The organism is Rhizobacter sp. (assembly GCA_019635355.1).
Taxonomy (GTDB): domain Bacteria; phylum Pseudomonadota; class Gammaproteobacteria; order Burkholderiales; family Burkholderiaceae_C; genus Rhizobacter.
In genome coordinates this window covers 2,380,432-2,403,236 of sequence record JAHBZQ010000001.1, presented here as the reverse complement: position 1 = coordinate 2,403,236, position 22,805 = coordinate 2,380,432, and the positions used below count along the sequence as shown (strand labels likewise).

Annotated in this window: 25 protein-coding genes; 18 read left to right on the top strand and 7 right to left on the bottom strand. The window is 65.6% G+C overall.

Translation table 11 applies throughout. The features are described from left to right. Positions 1-3: 3 nt before the first annotated feature. The 4 genes from neuB (at position 4) to KF892_10740 (ending at position 4,277) form a co-directional block, all read left to right on the top strand. On the top strand, positions 4-1,041 hold the full coding sequence (neuB, locus tag KF892_10755) for an N-acetylneuraminate synthase (protein ID MBX3625483.1): 1,038 nt from the start codon (positions 4-6) through the stop codon (positions 1,039-1,041). After that, positions 1,038-2,177 carry a UDP-N-acetylglucosamine 2-epimerase (hydrolyzing) gene (gene neuC, locus KF892_10750; GenBank protein MBX3625482.1) on the top strand — a complete coding sequence of 380 codons (1,140 nt, stop codon included), beginning with the start codon at positions 1,038-1,040 and terminating at the stop codon, positions 2,175-2,177. The genes neuB and neuC overlap by 4 nt, the downstream gene beginning before the upstream one ends. Further along, positions 2,167-2,808, top strand: a complete 642-nt coding sequence (locus KF892_10745) for a NeuD/PglB/VioB family sugar acetyltransferase (GenBank protein ID MBX3625481.1) — start codon at positions 2,167-2,169, stop codon at positions 2,806-2,808. The genes neuC and KF892_10745 overlap by 11 nt, the downstream gene beginning before the upstream one ends. A gap of 323 nt (positions 2,809-3,131) precedes the next feature. Beyond that, complete coding sequence (locus KF892_10740) at positions 3,132-4,277, top strand: aminotransferase class I/II-fold pyridoxal phosphate-dependent enzyme (protein MBX3625480.1); 1,146 nt, start codon at positions 3,132-3,134, stop codon at positions 4,275-4,277. An 18-nt stretch (positions 4,278-4,295) separates the two neighbouring features. Here KF892_10740 and KF892_10735 read toward each other — a convergent pair whose 3' ends face one another. From KF892_10735 to rfbB, 5 genes are read right to left on the bottom strand one after another with little or no spacing between them, the layout of a single operon-like run. Then, the gene (locus KF892_10735) at positions 4,296-5,237 is read right to left on the bottom strand and encodes an aldo/keto reductase (protein ID MBX3625479.1); all 942 of its coding nucleotides are present in this window, start codon (positions 5,235-5,237) and stop codon (positions 4,296-4,298) included. After that, the gene (gene rfbC / locus KF892_10730) at positions 5,234-5,791 is read right to left on the bottom strand and encodes a dTDP-4-dehydrorhamnose 3,5-epimerase (GenBank protein ID MBX3625478.1); all 558 of its coding nucleotides are present in this window, start codon (positions 5,789-5,791) and stop codon (positions 5,234-5,236) included. The genes KF892_10735 and rfbC overlap by 4 nt, the downstream gene beginning before the upstream one ends. Then, complete coding sequence (gene rfbA, locus KF892_10725) at positions 5,791-6,684, bottom strand: glucose-1-phosphate thymidylyltransferase RfbA (protein MBX3625477.1); 894 nt, start codon at positions 6,682-6,684, stop codon at positions 5,791-5,793. Before rfbA ends, rfbC begins: the two co-directional genes overlap by 1 nt. Positions 6,685-6,703: 19 nt before the next feature. Then, positions 6,704-7,600: a dTDP-4-dehydrorhamnose reductase gene (gene rfbD / locus KF892_10720; GenBank protein ID MBX3625476.1), complete on the bottom strand. Its 897-nt coding sequence runs from the start codon at positions 7,598-7,600 to the stop codon at positions 6,704-6,706. After that, positions 7,597-8,664 carry a dTDP-glucose 4,6-dehydratase gene (gene rfbB, locus KF892_10715; protein ID MBX3625475.1) on the bottom strand — a complete coding sequence of 356 codons (1,068 nt, stop codon included), beginning with the start codon at positions 8,662-8,664 and terminating at the stop codon, positions 7,597-7,599. The genes rfbD and rfbB overlap by 4 nt, the downstream gene beginning before the upstream one ends. Before the next feature lie 195 nt (positions 8,665-8,859). Here rfbB and KF892_10710 point away from each other — a divergent pair, with 195 nt between their 5' ends. After that, positions 8,860-10,284, top strand: coding sequence for a DEAD/DEAH box helicase (locus tag KF892_10710; GenBank protein MBX3625474.1), 1,425 nt, complete (start codon positions 8,860-8,862; stop codon positions 10,282-10,284). A gap of 6 nt (positions 10,285-10,290) precedes the next feature. Here the strand turns inward: KF892_10710 and KF892_10705 are convergent, their stop codons facing one another. Both KF892_10705 and maf read right to left on the bottom strand, forming a co-directional pair. Beyond that, entirely contained in the window at positions 10,291-11,055 is a 765-nt protein-coding gene (locus KF892_10705; GenBank protein ID MBX3625473.1) for an SAM-dependent methyltransferase, read from the bottom strand. After that, positions 11,052-11,645 carry a septum formation protein Maf gene (gene maf, locus KF892_10700; protein ID MBX3625472.1) on the bottom strand — a complete coding sequence of 198 codons (594 nt, stop codon included), beginning with the start codon at positions 11,643-11,645 and terminating at the stop codon, positions 11,052-11,054. The genes KF892_10705 and maf overlap by 4 nt, the downstream gene beginning before the upstream one ends. 42 nt (positions 11,646-11,687) lie before the next feature. Between maf and KF892_10695 the strand changes: the two genes are divergently transcribed. The 13 genes from KF892_10695 to KF892_10635 all read left to right on the top strand — a co-directional run bounded on the left by KF892_10695 (position 11,688) and on the right by KF892_10635 (position 22,465). Further along, positions 11,688-12,233 (top strand): DUF177 domain-containing protein, encoded by a 546-nt coding sequence (locus tag KF892_10695; protein ID MBX3625471.1) that lies wholly within the window; start codon positions 11,688-11,690, stop codon positions 12,231-12,233. A gap of 123 nt (positions 12,234-12,356) precedes the next feature. Then, entirely contained in the window at positions 12,357-12,539 is a 183-nt protein-coding gene (gene rpmF, locus KF892_10690; GenBank protein MBX3625470.1) for a 50S ribosomal protein L32, read from the top strand. 135 nt (positions 12,540-12,674) lie between these two features. Beyond that, on the top strand, positions 12,675-13,790 hold the full coding sequence (gene plsX, locus KF892_10685) for a phosphate acyltransferase PlsX (GenBank protein ID MBX3625469.1): 1,116 nt from the start codon (positions 12,675-12,677) through the stop codon (positions 13,788-13,790). Then, positions 13,787-14,779 (top strand): ketoacyl-ACP synthase III, encoded by a 993-nt coding sequence (locus KF892_10680; protein MBX3625468.1) that lies wholly within the window; start codon positions 13,787-13,789, stop codon positions 14,777-14,779. Before plsX ends, KF892_10680 begins: the two co-directional genes overlap by 4 nt. A 65-nt stretch (positions 14,780-14,844) precedes the next feature. Further along, positions 14,845-15,783 (top strand): ACP S-malonyltransferase, encoded by a 939-nt coding sequence (gene fabD, locus KF892_10675; protein MBX3625467.1) that lies wholly within the window; start codon positions 14,845-14,847, stop codon positions 15,781-15,783. After that, complete coding sequence (fabG, locus tag KF892_10670) at positions 15,780-16,529, top strand: 3-oxoacyl-ACP reductase FabG (GenBank protein ID MBX3625466.1); 750 nt, start codon at positions 15,780-15,782, stop codon at positions 16,527-16,529. Before fabD ends, fabG begins: the two co-directional genes overlap by 4 nt. Before the next feature lie 127 nt (positions 16,530-16,656). After that, on the top strand, positions 16,657-16,896 hold the full coding sequence (gene acpP, locus KF892_10665; GenBank protein ID MBX3625465.1) for an acyl carrier protein: 240 nt from the start codon (positions 16,657-16,659) through the stop codon (positions 16,894-16,896). 20 nt (positions 16,897-16,916) lie between these two features. Continuing rightward, complete coding sequence (gene fabF / locus KF892_10660; GenBank protein MBX3625464.1) at positions 16,917-18,161, top strand: beta-ketoacyl-ACP synthase II; 1,245 nt, start codon at positions 16,917-16,919, stop codon at positions 18,159-18,161. Between the two features lie 36 nt (positions 18,162-18,197). Continuing rightward, complete coding sequence (locus tag KF892_10655) at positions 18,198-18,656, top strand: hypothetical protein (protein MBX3625463.1); 459 nt, start codon at positions 18,198-18,200, stop codon at positions 18,654-18,656. 15 nt (positions 18,657-18,671) lie between these two features. After that, on the top strand, positions 18,672-19,280 hold the full coding sequence (gene rpoE / locus KF892_10650) for an RNA polymerase sigma factor RpoE (protein MBX3625462.1): 609 nt from the start codon (positions 18,672-18,674) through the stop codon (positions 19,278-19,280). Between the two features lie 40 nt (positions 19,281-19,320). Then, the gene (locus KF892_10645; protein MBX3625461.1) at positions 19,321-19,962 is read left to right on the top strand and encodes a sigma-E factor negative regulatory protein; all 642 of its coding nucleotides are present in this window, start codon (positions 19,321-19,323) and stop codon (positions 19,960-19,962) included. 18 nt (positions 19,963-19,980) lie between these two features. Next, positions 19,981-20,988, top strand: coding sequence for a MucB/RseB C-terminal domain-containing protein (locus KF892_10640; protein MBX3625460.1), 1,008 nt, complete (start codon positions 19,981-19,983; stop codon positions 20,986-20,988). 64 nt (positions 20,989-21,052) lie between these two features. Beyond that, positions 21,053-22,465: a Do family serine endopeptidase gene (locus tag KF892_10635; protein ID MBX3625459.1), complete on the top strand. Its 1,413-nt coding sequence runs from the start codon at positions 21,053-21,055 to the stop codon at positions 22,463-22,465. Positions 22,466-22,805 lie beyond the last annotated feature (340 nt).

The following is a 22,805-nucleotide window of genomic DNA, read 5'->3' as shown; positions in this document are numbered from 1 at the left end:
ATCATGTCCAGCAAGACCTTCGTCATCGCCGAAGCCGGCGTCAACCACAACGGTTCGGACGAACTCGCCCTGCAGCTCGTGGACGTCGCCAAGCGCTGCGGCGCCGATGCGGTGAAGTTTCAGACCTTCTCCGCCGACAAGCTCGTGCGACCTGGCGCCGAGAAGGCAGCCTACCAGCAGCAGGCTACCGGCGGCGGCGACCAGCACAGCATGCTCAAGCAGCTGGAGATGTCGCAGGAGCTGCACCGCCGGCTTTTCGATCGCTGCACCGAACTTGGCCTGGAGTTCATGTCCACGCCGTTCGACGAGGAGGCCGCTGACTTCCTCATCATGCTCGGCATGCGCCGCCTGAAGGTGCCGTCGGGTGAGATCACCAACCACCCGTTCCTGCGCTTTCTCGCGGCCAAGGATCTGCCGCTCATCCTGTCCACCGGCATGGCGACACTCGTCGAGATCACCGAGGCGGTGCAGGTGATCCGCGAGCGCCGCGCGGAACTCGGGCTGACTCGGCCGCTCGGCGAGGTGCTGACGATCCTGCATTGCACTTCGAACTATCCCGCTGCTCCGGCCGACGTGAACTTGCGCGCGATGCAGACCATCGCTGCCGAGACTGGTTTGCCGGTCGGCTACTCCGATCACACACTGGGCGTGGCGGTTTCGACGGCCGCAGTGGCGCTCGGCGCACGCGTCATCGAGAAGCATTTCACGCTTGACAAGGACCTGCCCGGTCCCGATCACCAGGCCTCCCTCACGCCGCAGGAGCTGGCCACGCTCGTCGACCATATACGCACGGTGGAGGCCTCCCTCGGCCAAGCCGAGAAGAAGCCGACGGCGACCGAGTTGCCGGTGCGCGAGCTGGTGCGCCGAAGCGTCACCACCCGGGTCCCGCTCGCCGCGGGCAGCCTGATCGGTGAAGGACAGGTCTGCCTGCTGCGTCCGGGTACCGGCATTGCACCCAAGGACCTTGCCGCTGTGATCGGCCGCAGGGTGAAGGCCGCCATCCCGGCCGGCACGACGCTGCAATGGAGCGACCTGGAATGACGCTACCGCGCCGCGTGTGCTACCTCACCGGCACCCGGGCCGACTTTGGCCTGATGGTGTCGACTCTGCACGCCATCCGGCGCGACCCGCGGTTCTCGCTCTCGCTCATCGTGACCGGCATGCACCTGTCCGATGCCTACGGGCGCACCGTGCGCGAGGTCGAGGCCGAGGGCTTCGATATCGCCGCACGCGTCCCAGTCGACCTGTCGGACGCCACCGGTGCCGCGATGGCACGGGGCTTGGGCACGACACTCGTCGGCGCAGTCGATGCGCTCGAGCGCATAAAGCCGGACGTGCTGCTGCTCCTGGGCGACCGGGGCGAGATGCTCGCCGGTGCGCTGGCTGCCATCCACCTGGGCGTTCCTATCGCCCATTTGCATGGCGGAGAACGTTCCGGCACGGTCGATGAACCAGTGCGCCATGCGATCTCGAAGCTCGCCCACCTCCATCTGGTGGCGACCACACAGTCGCGCGACCGGCTGATCCGGCTGGGGGAGCAGGGTGCCCAGGTGCATGTCACCGGCGCACCGGGACTCGACGGCTTGGCGGCGCTTGCGACCGAGTCGCGGCAGGCGCTGTGCGCCGAAGATGGTTTCGATCCCACGCGGCCGGTTGCGCTTTTCGTCTATCACCCCGTGCTGCATGAAGCCGGTAGCGCGGGCCTGGAAGCCTCCCTTGCACTATCGGCGGCCGTCGCTGCCGGCTGCCAAGTGCTGGCGATGATGCCCAACGCCGACGCCGGCAGCCAGGCGGTGCGCGAGGCGCTTATGCGACAGCAGGGCAGTGGCCGCGTGGTGGTGAAGACGCACCTGCCCCGGCCGCGCTTTGTGTCCTGGATGGCGGTGTGCGACGTGATGATGGGCAACTCCAGCAGCGGCATCATCGAGGCGGCCACCTTCGGCACGCCAGTGATCAACATCGGCAGCCGTCAGAACCTGCGTGAGCGTAACGACAACGTGGCCGACGTTGTAGCCGAGCCGCTGGCATTGCAGGCAGCGATCGAGTCCGCGCTGCGTGCGGGCCGCAGGCCCTGCATCAACCGCTACGGCGACGGGCAGGCGGCCCATCGCATCGTGGAGAGCCTGGCCAGTCTCGAACGAACCGACGGCCTCATGGCGAAGAGCAATGCCTACTGAGTCGCTGACCTGGATCGTCGGCGCGGGTGGCCATGCCAAAGTGGTGATGGATGCGCTCGCCGCTGGTCCTCAGGGGGCGGGCGAATGCTGCTTTGCCGACGACGACGAGCGGCTCTTCGGGACCCGGCTGCTGGGCTGCAGAGTGGAGGGGCCGGTGAGGCAGGTGGTGCGGGCTTCCGATCGATTCCATGTGGCGATCGGCTCGAACCCGGTGCGGTCGACGCTGCATGCGCAGCTCGTCGCGCTCGGTGCGCTGCCGCACACGGTGGTGCATCCCGGTGCGAGCGTGTCGGTGCACGCACGGCTAGGCCACGGGGTGTTCGTCGCCGCAGGGGCGGTGGTGGCACCGCTGGCGCTGATCAAGGACGGAGTGATCGTCAACCACGGTGCGGTCGTCGACCACGACTGCGTGGTGGGGGCGTTCAGCCACGTGGCGCCGAACGCGGCCTTGTCGGGCGGCGTGAAGATTGGCAGCGGCGTGCTGGTCGGTGCGGGGGCGAATGTGCTACCCGGTGTCAGCGTGGGTGACCGTGCGGTGGTCGGTGCCGGGGCGGTTGTGAGCGAAGATGTGCCAGTGGGGGCCGTCGTGATCGGCTTGCCCGCGCGGCAAAGGAAAGAGGTAGTGAAGTGATTGAAGTCAGCCAGATCACGGTGCAGCGGCAGGACACGGTGCGCGATGCTTTGCGCCGGCTCGACGAGGCCGGCAGTGGGCTCCTGCTGCTGGTCAGGGCCGACGGCACCTTCGAGCGCACGGTGAGCGACGGCGACCTGCGCCGCCTGCTGCTTGAATCGGGGTCGCTCGACTGCACGCTCGCTGCTTTGCCGACCATCCAGTCGGTGGTGGTGCCCGAGGGCTTCACCCGCCAGGGCGTGCTGGAGCTGATGAATCAGCACTCCATCCACCACATGCCGGTATTGGGTGCGTCTGGCCGGGTGGTGCAGGTGGTTTCGCGCATGGAGGTCGACGACCAGATCCTGCTGTCCACGCCGCACCTCGGCGAGCATGAGCGGCGCTATGTGGAAGAGGCCTTCCGTACCAACTGGATCGCGCCTCTTGGCCCCAACGTCGACGCCTTCGAACAGGAACTGGCAGAGTGGGTCGGTGTGCCCCATGCGGCGGCGGTGAGTTCAGGCACGGCGGCGATCCACCTTGCGCTGGTGCTGCTCGGCATCGGCCGTGGCGACAGTGTGTTCTGCTCGGCGCTGACCTTCGCTGCCTCGGCCAACCCGATCGTCTACCAGGGGGCCGAGCCGGTCTTCATCGACTCCGAGCCTGAGAGCTGGAACATGTCTCCCTCCGCGCTGGAGGCTGCACTTGCAGAGGCGAAGTCATCCGGCCGGCTGCCCAAGGCGGTGATCATCGTCAGCCTTTACGGCCAGAGCGCCGACATGGACCCGCTGGTCGAACTGTGCGAGCGCTACGGTGTGCCGGTTGTCGAGGATGCGGCTGAGTCGCTGGGTGCCACCTACAAGGGCCGCCAGAGCGGCACCTTCGGCCGCCTGGGTGTCTACTCTTTCAATGGCAACAAGATCATCACCACCTCTGGCGGCGGCATGCTGGTGTCCGAAGATGCCGAACTCGTCAAGCGCGCACGCTTCCTCGCCACGCAGGCCCGTGAACCGGTGTCCCACTACGAGCACACTACCATCGGGTTCAACTACCGGATGAGCAATATCCTCGCCGGCGTGGGTCGCGGCCAGCTCAAGGTGCTGAGCGAGCGGGTGGCGGCACGCCGTCGCATCTTCGACCGCTACCGCGAGGGCCTGGCGGGGGTAGAGGCGATCCAGTGGATGCCGGAGCCCGCATGGAGTCGATCCAACCGCTGGCTATCTGCCTGCACCATCGACTCCAAGGTCACCCCAGTTTCGGCCAAAGATCTGATGAAACACCTGGCCGCCGAACGCATCGAGGCGCGGCACCTGTGGAAGCCGATGCAACTGCAGCCGGTTTTTGCTGGATGCCTCTACTACCCGCATGGTGAGGTCTCCGTGTCCGAAGACCTGTTCTTGCGAGGTGCTTGCTTGCCGTCAGGCTCCAATATGACCGATGAGCAGCAGGATCGCGTGATTGGTCAGATATTGAAGCTGCTGGTCCGCTGACGTTGCGGCCGCTAAAGCTCAAGCGATGCGCGGTGCCAGGACGTCGATTTCGAGCAACTCGGCGGCGGTCAATTGCCAATTCGAGGCTTGGGCGTTCTGTCGAATTTGCGGCGCAGAGGTCGCCCCAGCGATCACGCTGACGACTGCATCGCTTGACAGCAGCCATGCGAAGGCGAGTTCGAGAAGGCTGTGTCCCCGCTCTTCTGCCCAGACACGCAGCCGTGCGGTCGTCGACAAATCCGCATTGGTCACGTAGAGGTTCTGCCATTTGCCTGGGCTTGACAGTCGTGCTGCCTCTGGCATCGGTTCTCCGGAGCGGTACTTGCCTGAAAGCATGCCGTTGGCCAGTGGAAAGTAGGGCAAGAAGCCCGCACCTTGTTGCAAGGTCGCAGGAAGCACGGATGTCTCCACCGAACGACGGAGAAGGCTGTACTCATTTTGCTGCGTGACGAAATGGTCTACGCCCAACTGCTCCGCGATTCGACGGGCTTGTTCGATTTGCGCCGCCGACAGGTTGGAGGCGCCGACGTATCGCACCTTGCCGGCCTTCACCACGTCTTGCAGTGCCTGCAAGGTTTCCTCCCATGGTGTCGTCTCGTCAGGCCTATGCAATTGATAGAGGTCGATGTAGTCGGTGCGAAGTCGGCGGAGGCTGGCCTCCACCGATGCCAGCACGTTGGCGCGGCTACCTGGTCCGAAACCTGTCGGCGTGACGTACCCAAACTTCGTGGCGATGACGGCTTCGTGTCTGCATGTCGTGAGGACACCGCCGAGGATGCGCTCTGACTCGCCGCCCGCGTAAACGTCCGCGGTATCGAAGAAGTTGACACCGGCGTCAAGCGCTGCCTCGATGACGCTAGTGGCCTGATCGGGATTCAGGCGCTGCCCGAAGTTGTTGCAGCCCAGCCCGATGCAGGATATGGGTGGGCCGACGGTGCGGCCAAGCAGGCGGGTGTTCACGCTGTATCGAAGAGATCGGCTGTGTCGAAGGTGCGCCCTGCCACATCTTTCACTGACACAAGCGGAGGGCTCCCAACATCTGGCCACGCTATGGCTAGCTTTGGGTCGTCCCACCGAATACAGCGTTCCCATGAGGGGGCGTAGTACTGTGTGGTTTTGTACATGAAGTCGGCGCTCTCACTCAGCACGATGAAACCGTGGGCAAACCCCGCCGGGATCCACAACTGGCGATGATTCTCGGCGCTGAGTTCAACGCCAACCCATCGGCCGAAGCTCCGGCTGGATCTGCGCAAGTCGACGGCAACATCGAAAACCGTGCCTTGTGTTACCCGAACCAATTTGCCTTGCGCGTGTTCTCCGAGCTGATAGTGGAGGCCTCGCAGCACACCCCGAGCCGAGCGGGAGTGGTTGTCCTGGACAAAGGATACGTTGGCTCCGACGAGGCTGTTGAATGTACGCTGATTGAAGCTTTCCAGGAAGAAGCCGCGTTCGTCGCCAAAAACTTTGGGTTGAAGAATGAGCACGCCATCGAGGGCCGTTTCGATGGCGTCCATTAGAAAACCTGAGTTTTCACGATCTGCATCAGGTACTGCCCATACCCATTCTTGAGCATCGGCTGTGCCATCGCCTCGACCTGCTGTGCCGTGATCCAGCCCGAGCGGTAAGCGATCTCCTCCGGGCACGCCACCTTCAGCCCCTGGCGCTTTTCAAGCGTGGCAATGAACTGCCCCGCCTCCATCAGGCTGTCATGCGTGCCGGTGTCGAGCCACGCATACCCACGCCCCATGATCTCGACGTTGAGTTGGTCCTGCTTCAGGTAGCGAGCGTTGACCTCGGTGATCTCGAGTTCGCCGCGCGCCGAGGGCTTGATGCTGGCCGCGATGTCGCAGACCTGCTCATCGTAGAAGTACAGGCCGGTGACCGCGTAGTTGCTCTTCGGCACCTTCGGTTTTTCTTCGATGCTGAGAGCGCGTTTCTGGTCATCGAAGGCCACCACGCCGTACCGCTCGGGGTCGTGCACGTGGTACGCAAAGACCGATGCGCCGGTCTCGCGGCTGGCGGCCGACTGCAGCAGCCGTTGCAGGTCGTGCCCATAGAAAATGTTGTCCCCCAGCACCAGCGCGCTCGGCTGCCCGTTCACGAACTGCTTGCCGAGGATGAACGCCTGCGCCAGCCCATCCGGGCTCGGCTGCACGCAGTAGCTGATGTTGACGCCCCACTTGGCGCCGTCGCCGAGAAGCGCCTCGAAGCGGGGTGTGTCTTGCGGCGTGCTGATCAAGAGGATGTCGCGGATGCCGGCGAGCATCAAGGTGGCCAGCGGGTAGTACACCATCGGCTTGTCGTACACCGGCAGCAGCTGTTTGCTGATCGCAAGCGTTGCGGGATGCAGGCGCGTGCCGGAGCCGCCGGCGAGGATGATGCCCTTGCGTTGGGAGGCAGTGCTCATGTGCTGTTCCGGAAAGAGGTCAGGCGAGGGTTTCAGTCAGCATTCGCTCGACGCCTGTTTGCCAGTGCGGCAAGGTCAGGCCAAAGGCTTGCTGCAGCTTCGAGGTGTTCATGCGCGAGTTGCCCGGGCGTTTGGCGGGGGTCGGAAACGCACTGGTGGGCACGGGCTCGATGGCCTCGGGTGCCACCTTGATGGGCTGCCCGGCGCGCCGGGCAAACTCGATCACGTGGCGTGCGTAGTCGTGCCAATTCGTCTCGCCTGCCGCCACGGCGTGATAGGTGCCCGACAACACCGGCTGCTGCTGTGCGGTGCGCAGGGCATGCGCGGTGATGTCGGCCAGCAGCTCGGCGCCGGTGGGCGCGCCGAACTGGTCGTTGATGACGGTGAGCTTGTCACGCTCCTTCGCGAGCTTCAGCATCGTCTTGGCGAAGTTGCCGCCGCGCGCGGCATACACCCAGCTGGTGCGGAAGATGAGGTGCTTCACGCCGCTCGCGCGGATGGCGTCTTCGCCTTCGAGCTTGGTCTGGCCGTAGACGCTCAAAGGGCCGGTGGGCGAGTCTTCGACCCACGGCGTGCTGCCGCTGCCGTTGAAGACGTAGTCGGTGCTGTAGTGCGCGAGCCAGGCGCCCAGCGATGCGGCTTCGCGGGCGATCACGCCCACGGCCGAGGCGTTGATGGTGCGTGCCAGCTCGGGCTCGCTTTCGGCTTTGTCGACGGCGGTGTGGGCCGCGGCATTGACGATGATCTGCGGGGCCACGGCGCGCACGGTGGCGGCCAGCGATTCGGGCTTGGAGAAGTCGGCCGCGAGCGGGCCCGGGCTGTCGAAATCGAGGGCCACCACCTCGCCGAGCGGGGCGAGCGAGCGCTGGAGCTCCCAGCCGACCTGCCCGTTCTTCCCCAGCAGAAGGATCTTCATGCGGTCGACCGATCGGCGTAGTTGCGCGCGACCCACTCGCGGTAGGCGCCGCTTTGGACTTGTGACACCCACTCGGCGTTGTCGAGGTACCACTGCACCGTCTTGCGGATGCCGGTCTCGAAGGTCTCGGCGGGCTTCCAGCCGAGCTCGCGTTCGAGCTTGCGGGCGTCGATCGCATAACGGCGATCGTGGCCGGGGCGGTCGGTGACGTAGGTGATGTGGCGGGCGTAGCTGCCGCCCGTATCGGGCCGCAGCTCGTCGAGCAGGGCGCAGATCGTCTTCACGATCTCGATGTTGGGCTTTTCGTTCCAGCCGCCCACGTTGTAGGTCTCGCCCACCTTGCCGCGCGCCAGCACTTCGCGGATCGCGGTGCAGTGGTCTTTCACGTAGAGCCAGTCGCGCACCTGCATGCCGTCGCCGTAGACCGGCAGCGGCTTGCCGGCCAGCGCGTTGACGATCATGAGCGGGATCAGCTTCTCGGGAAAGTGATAGGGCCCGTAGTTGTTGCTGCAGTTGGTGGTGACGACCGGCAGGCCGTAGGTGTGGTGCCAGGCGCGCACCATGTGGTCGCTGGCCGCCTTGGAGGCCGAGTACGGGCTGTTGGGCTCGTAGGGGTGGGTTTCGGTGAAGGGCGGGTCGTTAGGCTTGAGCGAGCCGTAGACCTCGTCGGTCGAGACGTGATGAAAGCGGAAGGCGTCTTTGGCAGCGCCCTGCAGCGACATCCAGTGGCCCCGCGCCGCTTCGAGCAGCGTGAAGGTGCCGTTGACGTTGGTCTGGATGAAGGCACCCGGGCCGTGGATGCTGCGGTCGACGTGGCTCTCGGCCGCGAAGTGCACGATGGCGCGCGGCTGGTGGTCCTTGAGCAGCTGGTCGACGAGGGCCCGGTCGCCGATGTCGCCCTGCACGAAGATGTGCCGGCGGTCTTGCGCAAGCGACTTCAGGTTGGCGAGGTTGCCGGCGTAGGTGAGAACGTCGAGGTTGACGACCGGCTCGCCGGTGGCCTCGATCCAGTCGAGCACAAAGTTCGCGCCGATGAAGCCGGCGCCGCCGGTGACAAGGATCATGAGCTTCCTGTGGAACGGAGGAGCGTTGCGGGCCCGCGCGGGCTGGGAATCGACGGATTCTAGAGGGCTGGCAAGGCTCCTGAAGGGGAGATCGGGGGCTCGGGGGATAATCCTCGGATGACTCAGACAGACGTTGAACCCCTCGGTACCGTGCCTTCACAAGAGGTGCCTGCCATTGCGCCCCCTCCCGAAAACATGGCGTTCTCGTCTTTGGGGCTCGACCCTGTGCTCGAGAAGGCCGTGGCCGAGTCCGGCTACACGACGATGACACCCATCCAGGCCAAGGCAATCCCCATCGTGCTGGCCGGCCGTGACGTGATGGGCGCCGCACAGACGGGTACCGGCAAGACGGCTGCGTTCTCGCTCCCCCTGCTTCACAAGATGATGAAGCACGAGAACAGCAGCGCCTCGCCGGCGCGCCACCCGGTGCGCGCGCTGGTGCTGGCCCCGACCCGCGAGCTGGCCGATCAGGTCGCCAAGAACATCCAGACCTATTCCAAGCACACCAAGCTGCGCGCGATGGTCGTCTTTGGCGGCATCGACATGAAGCCGCAGACGCTGGAGCTCAAGAAGGGTGTGGAGGTGTTGATTGCAACGCCGGGCCGCCTGCTCGACCATATCGAAGCCAAGAACTGCGCGCTGAACCAGGTGGAGTACGTGGTGCTCGACGAGGCCGACCGCATGCTCGACATCGGCTTCCTGCCCGACCTGCAGCGCATCCTGAGCTACCTGCCCAAGCAGCGCCAGACCCTGCTGTTCTCGGCGACCTTCTCGCCCGAGATCAAGCGACTGGCCGAGAGTTATCTGCAGGACCCGATCCTGGTCGAGGTGGCTCGCCCGAATGCCACCGCCTCCACGGTGGAGCAGCGCTTCTACAGCGTCGCCACCGATGACAAACGCGCCGCGGTGCGCAAGCTCCTGAAGGACCGCGGGATCACGCAGGCGATCGTCTTCGTCAACTCCAAGCTGGGCTGCGCTCGGCTGGCGCGTTCGCTGGAGCGCGATGGCTTGCGCACCAACGCACTGCATGGTGACAAGTCGCAGGACGAGCGCCTGAAAGCGCTGGACGCGTTCAAGCGCGGCGAGGTCGACGTGCTCGTGTGTACCGACGTGGCCGCCCGCGGCCTCGACATCGCCGACCTGCCGGCTGTCTTCAATTTCGATGTGCCGTTCAACGCCGAAGACTATGTGCACCGCATTGGCCGCACCGGCCGCGCAGGCGCCTCGGGTCTGGCAGTGACGCTGGTGACGCGCGAAGACAGCCGTCTCGTGGCCGACATCGAAAAGCTCATCAAGAAGAAGATCGACCTGGAGCCCCTGGAGTTGGAGGAGGGCCGGCCTCCTCGCGAGCGTGAGCGGGAGGATCGCCGTCGCTCGCGGGACGACGATGCCGCGCCGCGGCCTGCGCGCAGCAGCTACAGCGCGCCCCGGCCCGCGCCGCGCGATCCGTTCTTCGACAAGCCGTATGAGGCCAGCCCGGCCTCCGATGAGGCGCCGGCGTGGGAGAGCAGCAAGTCGGCCCAGGTGCCTGCGGCGCGCGGCTTGTCGCCCAACATCAAGCCGAAGAAGAAGGTCGCCGCGCTGTTCGGCGCGAAGCCGCCGGCTCCGTCGGGCGACTGAGTCGCCTCAGCGCGCAAGAAACGAGAACACGGCCGGCACGTCAGCCGGCATGTGGGCGGGCGCAGACTTCCATCGGGCCACCGTGTCGGTGCGGGTCCAGCCCGAGGCCAGCGTGAGGCCGCAGCTGACCGACAACCACGTGTCGGCCTTCAATTGGGCGACCAGGGCGGCAAGCAGGGCTTCGTTTCGGTAGGGCGTCTCGATGACGAGTTGCGTCTGGCCGGCGCGGCGTGACGTGGCTTCCAGTTCGCGGATGCGGCTGGCGCGTTCGCCGGATTCGACCGGCAGGTAGCCGACGAAGGCGAAGCTCTGGCCGTTCAGGCCGCTGGCGGCCAGCGCCAGCATCAGCGAACTGGGGCCGCTCAGGGTCTGCACCGGGATTCCGAGTGCGTGGGCGGCCTGTACCAGCGCCGCGCCGGGGTCGGCCACGGCGGGGAGGCCGGCTTCCGAGATGAGGCCCAGGTCATGCCCTTGCAGCGCAGGCTCGAGCAAGGGGCGCCAGTCGGCCGACGGTGGCGACTTGGCGCCTTTTGGCGGCCGTGGCAGCTCCACGATGGACAGGGCTTGCAGCGGCTGCGCCAAGGACACGAGGGCGTCCACGCGCTTGAGGAAGGCGCGGGTCGTCTTCGCGTTCTCCGCCACCCAGTGCGTGAGGCGCGCTGCGGTTTCCAGCACGCCGAGGGGCAGCACCTGCCGCAGGTCGGTGTCGGCCCCACTGCCGAGGTCGAGGGTGTTGGGGACCAGGATCAGCCGGCCCGGTGATGCACTCATGCGACCAGCGGATCGACGCCCGCTCCACGCAGCAGCTCGCAGGTCTTGATCAGCGGCAGGCCAACGAGCGCGGTGGGGTCGTCGGACTCGATCGCGCTGAGCAGGGCGATCCCCAGGGCTTCCGACTTGGCGCTCCCGGCGCAGTCATACGGTTGCTCCGCCCGCAGGTAGTGCTCGATCTCGGCATCGCTGAGGTCACGAAAGCGCACCGTCACCGGCACCAGCGCGCTGGCTTCGTATTGCTTCGCCAGGCAGACCACGGCGACCGCCGTCTGGAACACGACCGCCTGACCGCGCATGGCCCGCAGCTGCGCGGTGGCGCGGGCATGGTCGCCGGGCTTGCCGATGGGACGGCCGGCGAGGTCGGCCACCTGGTCGGAGCCGATCACGGCGGCATGCGGGAAACGGGCCGCCACCTCGTTCGCCTTGGCCAGCGCCAGGCGAAGCGCGAGCGCCGAAGGGGCCTCGCCGTCCCGGGGTGTTTCATCGACTTGGGGCGATTGCACGTCAAAGGGCAGCCGCAGGCGCTGCAACATCTCGCGCCGATAGCGCGAAGTCGAACCCAGGATGAGCGGAGGGCGTTCGGTCATGAGGCGGGATTGTCGGGGCAGGGGGCCGCATAAACTGCCGGCATGAAAGCGCGCGATTTTGATCCTTCCAAGCTGGACGTCGAAGCCTTGGCCAAGGCCGGGGCTTCGCTCGATGGCACGTGGCCCGTGGCAGAACTCGGGCGCTTGGCGGCGTCTGCCGTCCCAGGCACGGCGGCTGGCGTAGTGAGCTGGCAGGCTCACGGTGAGCACCGTGCCGTGCGGGGGGGTGAGCCGCAAATTTGGCTCCACCTGAAGGCCGATACGCAGGTGATGCTCGAATGCCAGCGCTGCCTGAGGCCGGTGTCGGCCGACGTGCACGCCGAGCGCTCGTTTCTCTTCGTCCAAGGTGAAAGCGCCGCTGCCGAGCTCGACGCAGACAGTGAAGACGACGTGCTCGCGCTCACCCGGTCGTTGGATCTGCAGGCCCTGGTCGAAGACGAACTGCTCCTGGAGTTACCGCTGGTCCCCCGTCACGAGGTTTGCCCCGAACCCTTGCAGGTGCTGGATGAGGAGCCCGAGGATGTGGAGGAAAAGCCCAACCCGTTCGCGGTCCTGGCTTCGCTGAAGCGGGGCAGCCTGCCCAATTAGCCATGTCTGCCAGCCCCATGCTAGAATCTCGGGCTTTCCGTTCGGGTGTCCACCCACGGCACCAAACCCTGGCTCCTGTGCTCTGTCAGAGCATGAGCAGCAGGAGATCTAAGGAGCAATTCCATGGCTGTCCAGCAAAACAAGAAGTCGCCTTCCAAGCGCGGCATGCACCGTTCGCACAATGCCGTCCAGGCACCGGGCACCGCGATCGAGCCCACCACCGGCGAAACGCATCTGCGTCACCACATCAGCCCCAACGGTTTCTACCGTGGGCGCAAGGTGCTCAAGAGCAAGGCAGACGCCTGACCCCCAGCGGCTTGTGGCGCCACCCGGCGCCTGTTCGCGTCAAACCGCGTTCACCGCTGATGCTTGAAGACCCCTCCCCACCCGGCCTGCGCGGCGACGCAGCGTCGGGTGTTTGCTTTTCTGTGTGACGTTTCCATGAATCCTCCTGTGGCGCATCCGGTCAATGACACGGTTCGTCTCTCCGTCGATTGCATGGGTGGTGATCACGGTCCGTCGGTCACCCTGCCGGCCTGCCGGGCCTTCCTGAGTGCGCATCCGCAAGCCCAGCTGATCCTCGTCGGCAAGGCCGATGTGCTGGCCGAGGCGGCACAGTGGGAGCGCTGTACCGTCGTCGCAGCCAGTGAAGTCGTCGAGATGGACGACCCCATCGAAGTGGCGTTGCGCAAGAAGAAGGACTCCTCCCTGCGCGTTGCGCTGAGCCAGCTCAAGGCCGGGCCCGACGGACAAGCCCCGAAGGCGCATGTGTGCGTGTCGGCTGGCAACACTGGCGCCTTGATGGCGGTGGCCCGCTATCTGCTCAAGACGATGGAAGGCATCGATCGCCCGGCGATCGCCACGGTGATGCCCAACGAGCGCGATGGCTTCACGACCGTCCTCGACCTGGGCGCGAATGTCGATTGCTCGCCCGAGCACCTGCTGCAGTTCGCCGTGATGGGCAGCGCGCTCGTGTCGGCGGTGGAAGGCAAGGAGAACCCGACCGTGGGCCTGCTCAACATCGGCGAAGAAGTCATCAAGGGCAGCGAAACCATCAAGAAGGCCGGAGAGCTGCTGCGCGCTGCGGCCGAGGGCGATCACATCAACTTCTACGGCAACGTCGAAGGCAACGACATCTTCAAGGGCACGACCGACATCGTCGTGTGCGACGGTTTCGTCGGCAACGTGGCACTCAAAACCGCCGAAGGCCTCATTGCCACGCTCGTCGGCTTCATCAAGCAGGAATTCAGCCGCAACCTCTTCACCAAGATGGCGGCGGTGGCGGCCTTGCCCGTCCTCAACAGCCTGAAGCGGCGCATCGACCCGCGGCGATTCAACGGCGCGGCACTGCTGGGCCTGCGCGGGCTCGTCTTCAAGAGCCACGGTTCGGCCGACGCCTTCGCCTTCGAAGGGGCCCTCAATCGGGCTTATGATGCGGCCCGCAATTGTTTGCTTGACCGGGTGCACGACCAGATTCAAGAGACGCTTCAGGCGATGCCCCCGGGCCTCACTGCTGAGGAGTCTGCGAATTCCGGTGACGCCGCCCTCGCTGCATGACCTCACCTCTTTCTGCCGGCTATTCACGCATCGCGGGCACAGGCAGCTACCTGCCGCCTAAGCGCGTGAGCAACGCCGACCTGGCCGCCCAACTGGCGGGCCAGGGCATCGAGACGTCCGACGACTGGATCATCGCCCGCACGGGCATCCACGCACGCCACTTCGCCGAGGCCGATGTCGCCTGCAGCGACCTCGCGGTCGAAGCCGCACGCAACGCATTGGCCGCCGCCAAGGTGGATGCGTCGGAAATCGATCTCATCATCCTCGCCACGTCGACGCCCGACATGGTCTTCCCGTCGACCGCCTGCATCGTGCAGCGGAAGCTGGGCATCCAGGGCTGCGCGGCCTTTGACGTGCAGGCCGTCTGCTCAGGTTTCGTCTACGCCCTGACCATCGCCGACTCGATGATCCGCACCGGCGCTGCGCGCAAGGCGTTGATCATCGGCTCGGAAGTGTTTTCCCGCCTGCTCGACTTCACCGACCGCACGACCTGCGTGCTCTTCGGCGACGGGGCGGGGGCCGTGGTGCTGGAGGCTAGCGATACACCCGGCATCCTGGCCACCGAGCTGCATGCCGACGGCCGTCATGTCGACATCCTTTGCACCCCGGGTGCGGTGTCCAACGGCCAGGTGATGGGCGTGCCCTTCCTCAAGATGGACGGCCAGGCGGTGTTCAAGCTGGCGGTCGGCGTGCTGGAAGACGTGGCTCGCTCGGTGCTGCAGAAGGCCCAGCGCGAGGCGTCTGACATCGACTGGCTGATCCCCCACCAGGCCAACATCCGCATCATGCATGGCACGGCCAAAAAGCTGAAGCTGCCATTGGACAAGGTCATCGTCACCGTTGACGAACATGGCAACACGTCGGCGGCCTCGATCCCGCTGGCCATGGATGCGGGCGTGCGCTCGGGCTCCATCAAGCGCGGCGACACGCTGATGCTGGAAGGTGTGGGCGGCGGCTTCACCTGGGGCGCCGTGCTGCTGGATTTCTGAGCCACGACGGCTCGATGGCGAGCCGCCGAGCGCGGCCGCAGACAACCGACTGAGAAGGCGTTGTGATGACACCGTTTGCTTTTGTGTTTCCGGGGCAAGGTTCGCAGTCCGTGGGCATGCTCAATGCCTGGGGCGACCACGTTGCCGTGCGCGACACGCTGGCCGAGGCTTCCGAGGTGCTGGGCGAAGACGTGGCCGGCATCATCCAGGCCGGCCCGAAGGAAACGCTCGACCTGACCACCAACACGCAGCCCTACATGCTGACGGCCGGCGTGGCGTGCTACCGCGCCTGGCTCGCCGAGACCGGCGCCCAGCCTGCGGTTGTGGCGGGGCATTCGCTGGGGGAGTACACCGCCCTCGTGGCCGCCGGGAGCCTGAGCCTTTCGCAGGCATTGCCGCTGGTGCGCTTTCGCGCTCAGGCGATGCAGCAGGCCGTGCCGGTCGGGCAAGGTGGCATGGCCGCCATCCTCGGCCTCGACGCTGCACAAGTCATTGAAGGCTGCGCCGAAGTGACGGCCGAAGTGGGTCAGCCCGTAGAGGCCGCCAACTTCAACGACCCCAAGCAGACGGTCATCGCCGGCACCAAGGCTGCGGTGGATCGTGCGTGCGAGGTGCTCAAGGCCAAGGGCGCCAAGCGTGCCTTGCCGCTCGCGGTGTCGGCACCGTTTCATTCCAGCTTGATGAAGCCGGCCGGGGAGCAGCTGAAGTCGCGTCTGGCCGGCACCGCGTTGGCAGTTCCGCAGATTCCGCTGGTCAACAACATCGACGTGGCGGTGCAGAACGATCCCGCCGCGATCCGCGAAGCGCTGTACCGCCAGTCGTTCGGCGCGGTGCGCTGGGTCGAGACGATACAGGCCATCCGTGCGCGCGGCATCTCGCACATCGTCGAATGCGGCCCGGGCAAGGTGCTGGCCGGCATGGTCAAGCGCATTGATGCCGAGGCCACCGGACTTGCGATGTACGACCCGGCCACGCTGGCTGAGGTGAAAGGGGCGCTGGCATGAGCGAGGTTCAATTCGCTGGGCAGGTGGCGCTGGTCACTGGCGCGTCACGCGGCATCGGCCGTGCGATCGCGGTGCAGCTGGCCTCGCAGGGCCTGAAGGTGATCGGCACGGCCACCACCGATGCTGGCGCACAGGCCATCACGGAAGGCTTGACCGCTTATGCCGGCAGCCGCGGTATCTGCCTCAATGTGAATGACGGCCAGGCCCTCGAGGCCGCGATCGAGACCATCGTCAAGGAGCATGGTGCCCTGCACGTGCTCGTCAACAACGCAGGCATCACCCGCGACATGCTGTCGATGCGCATGAAAGACGAAGACTGGGACGCGGTGATCGACACCAACCTCAAGGCCGTCTTCCGCGCCAGCCGTGCCGTCACCAAGCCGATGATGAAGCAGCGTTATGGCCGCATCATCAACATCACGAGCGTGGTCGGCGCCAGCGGCAACCCGGGCCAGGCCAACTACGCCGCCGCCAAGGCCGGCGTGGCCGGCATGACCCGATCGCTCGCGCGGGAATTGGGCAGCCGTGGCATCACGGTCAACTGCGTGGCGCCGGGCTTCATCGAAACCGACATGACCAAGAAGCTGTCGGAGCAGCAGACCAACGCCCTGATGACGCAAATCCCGCTCGGCCGGCTCGGCCAGGCCTCGGACATCGCCAACGCCGTGGCGTTTCTCGCCTCACCGCAAGCCGGCTACATCACCGGCACCGAACTGCACGTCAATGGCGGCATGTTCATGAACTGAGCCAGCGCGCCTTTCGACCAATACCCCGGTTTCTTGCCCGCCGGATGTGCCTTGGGTGTGTCTTAGAGCACCCACCCTACAGGCCGTAGAATCTCGGGCTGTTTACGTAAACCCTCCTGGAGGAGTCATGAGCGATATCGAAGCACGTGTGAAGAAAATCATTGCCGAACAACTCGGCGTGCCTGAGGCCGATGTGTCCAATGAGAAGGCTTTCGTGGCCGACCTGGGCGCGGACTCGCTTGACACGGTGGAACTGGTGATGGCGCTGGAAGACGAATTCGGCATCGAGATCCCCGACGAAGAAGCCGAGAAGATCACCACCGTCCAGTTGGCGATCGATTACGCGCTGAAGCACCAGAAGGCCTGATTCTTCCCGGAGCTGTATCCATGTCACGTCGCCGCGTCGTCATCACCGGCCTGGGGCTCATCAGCCCCGTGGGCAACACGGTGGAAGAAGGCTGGGCCAATCTCGTGGCCGGCAAGTCCGGCATCGACACGATCACGAGGTTCGATGCCTCGGGCTTCAGCTGCCAGTTCGCCGGCGAGGTGAAGGGCTTCAAGGTCGAGGACTACATCCCCGGCAAGGAAGCTCGCCACATGGACACCTTCATCCACTACGGCATCGCCGCCTCTGCGCAGGCGATCCAGGATGCAGGGCTTCCCACGGGTGACCAGCTCACCGAAGAGAAGGCCGAGCGCATCGGCTGCCTCGTGGGCTCGGGCATCGGCGGCTTGCCGATGATCGAAGAAACGCACGGCGAGTACACCTCGCGTGGGCCACGTCGCATCTCGCCGTTCTTCGTGCCGGCCTCGATCATCAACATGATCTCGGGCCACGTGTCGATCCGCTTCGGCTTCACCGGGCCGAACCTTGCCATCGTCACGGCCTGCACGACCGGGCTGCACTCCATCGGCCAGGCTGCGCGCATCATCGAATACGGCGATGCCGACGTCATGATCGCCGGCGGTGCCGAGTCGACCATCTCACCGCTGGGCATCGGTGGCTTCACCGCGCCGCGGGCCTTGTCGTCGCGCAATGACGACCCGAAGACGGCTTCGCGCCCATGGGACAAGGACCGTGATGGTTTCGTTCTGGGCGAAGGGGCTGGTGTGCTGGTGCTTGAAGAGTACGAACACGCCAAGAAGCGCGGCGCCAAGATCTACGCCGAACTGGCGGGCTTTGGCATGGGTGCCGATGCGTTCCACATGACCGCACCCAACGTGGATGGCCCCAAGCGGTCCATCCGTGCCGCGCTGCGCAACGCCGGCATCGATGGCAGCCAGGTGCAATACCTCAATGCGCATGGCACCTCGACCCCGCTGGGCGACGTGAACGAAACCAACGCGATCAAGCTCGCGTTTGGCGACCATGCCAAGAAGCTGGTCGTGAACTCGACCAAGTCCATGACCGGCCACCTGCTGGGTGGCGCTGGCGGCATCGAGTCGGTGTTCACCACGCTGGCCGTGCAGCGCCAGATCTCGCCGCCGACCATCAACATCTTCAACCAGGATCCGGAGTGCGATCTCGACTACTGCGCCAACACCGCGCGGGACCTGAAGATCGAGTACGCCGTGAAGAACAACTTCGGCTTCGGCGGAACCAACGGCACCCTGGTGTTCAAGCGCATCTGAGCACGCCGTCGCGATCCGGCTTCGGCGCCGCCCCTCATGCATGCGCCCCCACCGTTCCAGATCACTGTGCGCCGGTTCGGTGTGTGGCAGGCCGTTTGCGCAGGCCTTGCCACGATCTCCTGGGGGCTGACGGCCGTTTGGGCGGCGAGCGCGCGGCACACCCATCCCGAGTGGTTGGCCGTCGCCCTGCTGTTGCTGACCATCGCGACCAGCGGCCTGTGTCTGCGAGCCTGGCGGCTGGCGCCGACGAGCTTGCGGTGGGATGGCCAACTCTGGCACATCGGCCCGCAGGACACGACGGGCCAGGAGCCGCTGGCCGGCCGCGTGGACGTCACCGTCGACCTTGGGGCGTGGATCCTGCTGCGCTTCAAGGCCGAGGGCTCTCGGCGCGGCCATTGGTTGCCGGTGCAGCGCCGTGGGCACGAACTTGCGTGGCACGCCCTGCGGGCTACGGTATATTGCGCGCGGCCTGTTTCTCCGCCCGCCGCCGCATAGTTTTGAACCTCCCCGATGACCGCCACTGACGCCGATGCACCGCTGATCGAACGCGTCAAGCAAGGCGACGTGAAGGCGTTCGAGATGCTGGTCGTGAAGTACCAGCGGCGCATCGAGCGCCTGATCGGTCGCATGGTGCGTGACGTCGACCTCGTGCCCGACATCGCCCAGGAGACCTTCATCCGCGCCTACCGGGCCATTCCACAGTTCCGCGGCGAGAGCGCGTTCTACACTTGGCTGTACCGTATCGCGGTGAACACTGCCAAGAAGGCGTTGGTCGACCTCAAACGCGACCCGATCGTGACGGAATCCGCACGATCCGCTCGCGACGAGGAGGACGAAACTTCCCGGGTTGAATCTGAACTAAGCCACGGCGAAACCCCGGATGCAATGCTGGCGAGCAAGGAAATTGCCTCAGCCGTCAATGCCTCCATCGAAGCGCTGTCCGAGGACTTGCGGCAGGCCATCACGCTGCGCGAAATCGAAGGGCTCAGCTATGAAGAGATCGCTGAGGTGATGAATTGCCCGATCGGCACGGTTCGGTCTCGGATCTTTCGCGCGCGTGAAGCGATTGCGCAGCGCTTGCGGCCCTTGCTCGACACGCGAGAGGGTGAGCGCTGGTAGCGCCCTGGCATGACGATGGTTTTGAGAGTTGGAGGTTGTGATGTCTCAACGGTCTGAAGCTGAAAGGCCCGCGACGGAAGATCTGTCGGCGTTGATGGATGGAGAGTTGGAGTCGTCCGCAGTGGCGGCTGTGTGCCGCGCCTGGCGCGACGATGCGCGGCTGCGCGGCCAGTGGCATGTGCATCACCTCATCGGCGATGTGATGCGCTCCGAGGATCTGGTCTCTGATGCGAAGCGCGATGCCCGGTTCCTCGAAGCCGTGCGCACGCGCCTGGCCGAGGAGCCTGTGGTCCTGGCGCCTTCGAGCGCTGTCGCTGCGGCGGTCGTGGCGCCGACCCGGGTGCGCCGTTCGTGGATGGCGCCGGCAGCGGTTGCCGCGGGGTTTGCCGTGGTGGCGGGCACCTTGGTCGTCACACAGATGGCGGGTGGGTTGGGCTCGCGCGACGTGGGTGCCGACAGGTCCCTGGCGCAGGCGCCATCGCCGGTGCAGTCGGTGGCCTTGAGCGACAAGCCTGCGTCGGGCGCCAGCGAAATGCCCAACGCGGCGCTCAACGGTCAGCTGGTGCGCGATGCGCGCCTCGACGAATATCTGGCGGCCCACAAGAAGTTTGGTGGCAGCTCGCTTCCCGGTGGGCCGTCGGGCTTCCTGCGCAACGCTTCCGTCGAAGTTCCAGCGCGCTGACCCGCCATGCTGTTTCGCCTGCCCGCGTTCCTTGTCATCTGTGCCGCTGCTGCTTCCCTTCCGCTGGCCCATGCGCAGAGCGCGTTGGCCAGCGGCGACCCGCTGGTCGAAGCGCGTGAGACACGGGCTTGGCTGACGCGCATCCAAGACGCCGCCAACAAGCGCAATTTCGTGGGCACCGTGGTGTTCAGCGCCGGTGGCACCGTCGCCAGCACCCGCATCGCCCACTACGGCGAGGGGCGCGACCAGTTCGAGCGCATCGACTCGCTCGACGGACAGGTGCGCAGCGTGTACCGGCACAACGACCTGGTCCACACGGTGTGGCCGCAGCGTCGCGTCGCCGTGGTCGAGCAACGCGATCAGATGAGCTCGTTCCCCGGGCTGCTGCAGGCCGGCCACGACCGGGTTCAGGAGTTCTATGACCTCAAGCCGATCGCCGTCGAGCGTGTCGCCGGGCATGAAGCCAACGTGCTGCTGCTGAAGCCTCGCGACAAGCTGCGCTTCGGCTATCGGCTCTGGGCCGAGAAGGCGTCTGGCCTGTTGTTGCGGGCCGAGGTGCTGGGCGAGCGTGGTGAGGTGCTCGAATCGTCCGCCTTTTCCGAGGTGTCGATCGGCGTGCGGGCCCAGCCCGAGAATGTGTTGCAGGCCGTCAAGAAGCTCGAAGGCTACAAGGTCATCAAGCAGCACCAGCAGTCGACCCGCCCGGAAGGCGAGGGCTGGACGCTCAAGGCGTCGGTGCCCGGCTTCAAGCTCGTGAGCTGCGTGAAACGCCAGCTCGACATCCCGGGGCCCGCTTCAGGCAGTGGCGACCAGGCCTTGCAGACGGTCTATTCCGACGGGCTGACCTACGTTTCCATCTTCATCGAACCCTACAGTGCAGAGCGTCACCTGAAGCCCATCGTGACGGCCATCGGCGCGACCCAGACCATGATGCGCCGGGACGGCGATTGGTGGATCACGGCGATGGGCGATGTGCCGGCAGGCACTTTGCGTCAGTTCGCAAACGGGTTCGAGCGCAAGAAGTAATCTGTCGGCGGGCGGCGCGGCCGTGGTGGCTCGTGCCGGAAAAGGGTTCATTCGGGGAGTTTCCATGCGGTCCAGCATTTCGGTGGCGAACGGGCGTTCGTGGCAGCAGCTTGGGTGGGCCATCGCCCTCGGGGTCTTGATATCGCTCGGCGTGGGGCTAGCGCCGCAGCTTGGGCATGCACAGGCCAGGGAACTTCCTGACTTCGCCGACCTGGTGGAGCGGGTCGGCCCGGCGGTGGTCAACATCCGCACCACCGAGCGGGCCGCTGAAGGGCCGCGTTCACCGTTTCGCCGGCGGTCCCCGTCGCTTCAAGGCAGCGACGAGGTGCCGCGCGGCGAAGGCTCGGGCTTCATCATCAGCGGCGATGGTTTTGTGCTGACCAACGCGCACGTCGTCGAGGGGGCCAACGAGGTCTACGTCACCCTCACCGACAAGCGTGAGTTCAGGGCCAAGATCATCGGGGCCGATGAGCGCACCGACGTGGCGCTGGTCAAGATCGAGGCGACCAGCCTGCCGGTGCTGCGCATCGGCGATGCCAACCGCCTGCGCGTGGGCGAATGGGTGGTGGCCATCGGCTCACCCTTTGGCCTGGAAAACAGCGTGACGGCCGGCATCGTGAGCGCGAAGCAGCGCGAGACCGGCTCCGACATCCCCTTGATCCAGACCGATGTCGCGGTGAATCCGGGCAACTCCGGTGGGCCGCTGATCAACATCCGCGGCGAGGCGGTCGGCATCAACTCGCAGATCCTGAGTCCGGTCGGCAGCTTCATCGGCATCTCGTTCGCCATCCCGATCGATGAGGCGATGCGCATTGCCGATCAGCTCAAGTCGGGTGGGCGTGTGGTGCGCGGCTACCTCGGCATCCTGCCGACGGACGTGCCTCGCGAGATGGCCGAGGAATACGGTCTGGCCAAGGGCAAGGCCAAGGGGGCCTTCGTGCGCCAGGTGGTGGCCGGTGGGCCTGCCGAGAAGGCCGGCATCCAGCCCGGTGACGTTGTGCTCTCCGTGAACGGCAAGCCGATTGATGGTGCCGTTGATTTGCGCCGCACTTTGGGCGCTATCAAGCCGGGGTCGACCGTGACGCTGCAGATCAACCGTCGTGGCAAGCCGATGGAGTTCAAGCCGGCGTTGGGTGAGATGAGCCCGCAGGTGGCGACGGCCGAACGCCCCGAGCCTGAGTCGCGCGGCTCGAGTGCCGGAGGCAAGCCGTGGGGCCTGACGGTTGCCAATCTCACCGAAGCGGAACGGCAGGCCGCGCGCGGCGTGTCGGGTGTGCGCGTGAGCGCCGTGACGGGTGGCGCCGAGGCCGTTGGTTTGCGGGCGGGCGATGTGATCCTGGCCGTGGGGACCACGGATGTGGCCGACCTCAAGCAGTTCGAGGTGGTCGTGGCCCGGTTCGACAAGACGAAGTCCTTGCCGGTCACGGTATTGCGTGGCGAGTGGGCACAGTTCCTTCGGATCCCGGCTTCGAAGTGACGTCTCGCGAAAGCCGACCAGGGTCGAGGGGCATCGGAGAAGAAAATTTTTTGTGCTTCGGTGAAGAGGTTAGTCGAAAGTTGTGTGCGCACACTTACAACGTTTATTCCTTCACCCTCGGCATAGAATCCCGTTCTGGCGGGGCCGTTTATCGCTGCCCAAGGCAATGACTCGGGCGCCCAAAAACTATCCCCAAGCTGCCCACAACACTTTGTGGATAAATTGTGCATAGATTTCCGTGTTGGAACCCTGCAACGAGAACAAATCCAGCAATGGCGCGGTTTCCAGCGGGGTGCTTTTGGCTACAATGAAGGCCCAACAAGCAGTTGCCATACGTTTT

Excerpts from the sequence above, each read along its gene's own strand:
- KF892_10705 (MBX3625473.1), bottom strand. The coding sequence starts at position 11,055 with ATGAGTGCATCACCGGGCCGGCTGATCCTGGTCCCCAACACCCTCGAC.
- KF892_10695 (MBX3625471.1), top strand. The coding sequence starts at position 11,688 with ATGAAAGCGCGCGATTTTGATCCTTCCAAGCTGGACGTCGAAGCCTTG.
- neuC (MBX3625482.1), top strand. The coding sequence starts at position 1,038 with ATGACGCTACCGCGCCGCGTGTGCTACCTCACCGGCACCCGGGCCGAC.
- maf (MBX3625472.1), bottom strand. The coding sequence starts at position 11,645 with ATGACCGAACGCCCTCCGCTCATCCTGGGTTCGACTTCGCGCTATCGG.
- KF892_10655 (MBX3625463.1), top strand. The coding sequence starts at position 18,198 with ATGCATGCGCCCCCACCGTTCCAGATCACTGTGCGCCGGTTCGGTGTG.
- fabF (MBX3625464.1), top strand. The coding sequence starts at position 16,917 with ATGTCACGTCGCCGCGTCGTCATCACCGGCCTGGGGCTCATCAGCCCC.
- fabG (MBX3625466.1), top strand. The coding sequence starts at position 15,780 with ATGAGCGAGGTTCAATTCGCTGGGCAGGTGGCGCTGGTCACTGGCGCG.
- rpmF (MBX3625470.1), top strand. The coding sequence starts at position 12,357 with ATGGCTGTCCAGCAAAACAAGAAGTCGCCTTCCAAGCGCGGCATGCAC.
- rfbC (MBX3625478.1), bottom strand. The coding sequence starts at position 5,791 with ATGGACGCCATCGAAACGGCCCTCGATGGCGTGCTCATTCTTCAACCC.
- plsX (MBX3625469.1), top strand. The coding sequence starts at position 12,675 with ATGAATCCTCCTGTGGCGCATCCGGTCAATGACACGGTTCGTCTCTCC.
- acpP (MBX3625465.1), top strand. The coding sequence starts at position 16,657 with ATGAGCGATATCGAAGCACGTGTGAAGAAAATCATTGCCGAACAACTC.
- rfbD (MBX3625476.1), bottom strand. The coding sequence starts at position 7,600 with ATGAAGATCCTTCTGCTGGGGAAGAACGGGCAGGTCGGCTGGGAGCTC.
- fabD (MBX3625467.1), top strand. The coding sequence starts at position 14,845 with ATGACACCGTTTGCTTTTGTGTTTCCGGGGCAAGGTTCGCAGTCCGTG.
- KF892_10740 (MBX3625480.1), top strand. The coding sequence starts at position 3,132 with ATGGAGGTCGACGACCAGATCCTGCTGTCCACGCCGCACCTCGGCGAG.
- KF892_10645 (MBX3625461.1), top strand. The coding sequence starts at position 19,321 with ATGTCTCAACGGTCTGAAGCTGAAAGGCCCGCGACGGAAGATCTGTCG.
- rfbB (MBX3625475.1), bottom strand. The coding sequence starts at position 8,664 with ATGATCCTTGTCACCGGCGGCGCCGGCTTCATCGGCGCGAACTTTGTG.
- KF892_10680 (MBX3625468.1), top strand. The coding sequence starts at position 13,787 with ATGACCTCACCTCTTTCTGCCGGCTATTCACGCATCGCGGGCACAGGC.
- KF892_10635 (MBX3625459.1), top strand. The coding sequence starts at position 21,053 with ATGCGGTCCAGCATTTCGGTGGCGAACGGGCGTTCGTGGCAGCAGCTT.
- rfbA (MBX3625477.1), bottom strand. The coding sequence starts at position 6,684 with ATGAGCACTGCCTCCCAACGCAAGGGCATCATCCTCGCCGGCGGCTCC.
- KF892_10710 (MBX3625474.1), top strand. The coding sequence starts at position 8,860 with ATGGCGTTCTCGTCTTTGGGGCTCGACCCTGTGCTCGAGAAGGCCGTG.
- KF892_10745 (MBX3625481.1), top strand. The coding sequence starts at position 2,167 with ATGCCTACTGAGTCGCTGACCTGGATCGTCGGCGCGGGTGGCCATGCC.
- rpoE (MBX3625462.1), top strand. The coding sequence starts at position 18,672 with ATGACCGCCACTGACGCCGATGCACCGCTGATCGAACGCGTCAAGCAA.
- neuB (MBX3625483.1), top strand. The coding sequence starts at position 4 with ATGTCCAGCAAGACCTTCGTCATCGCCGAAGCCGGCGTCAACCACAAC.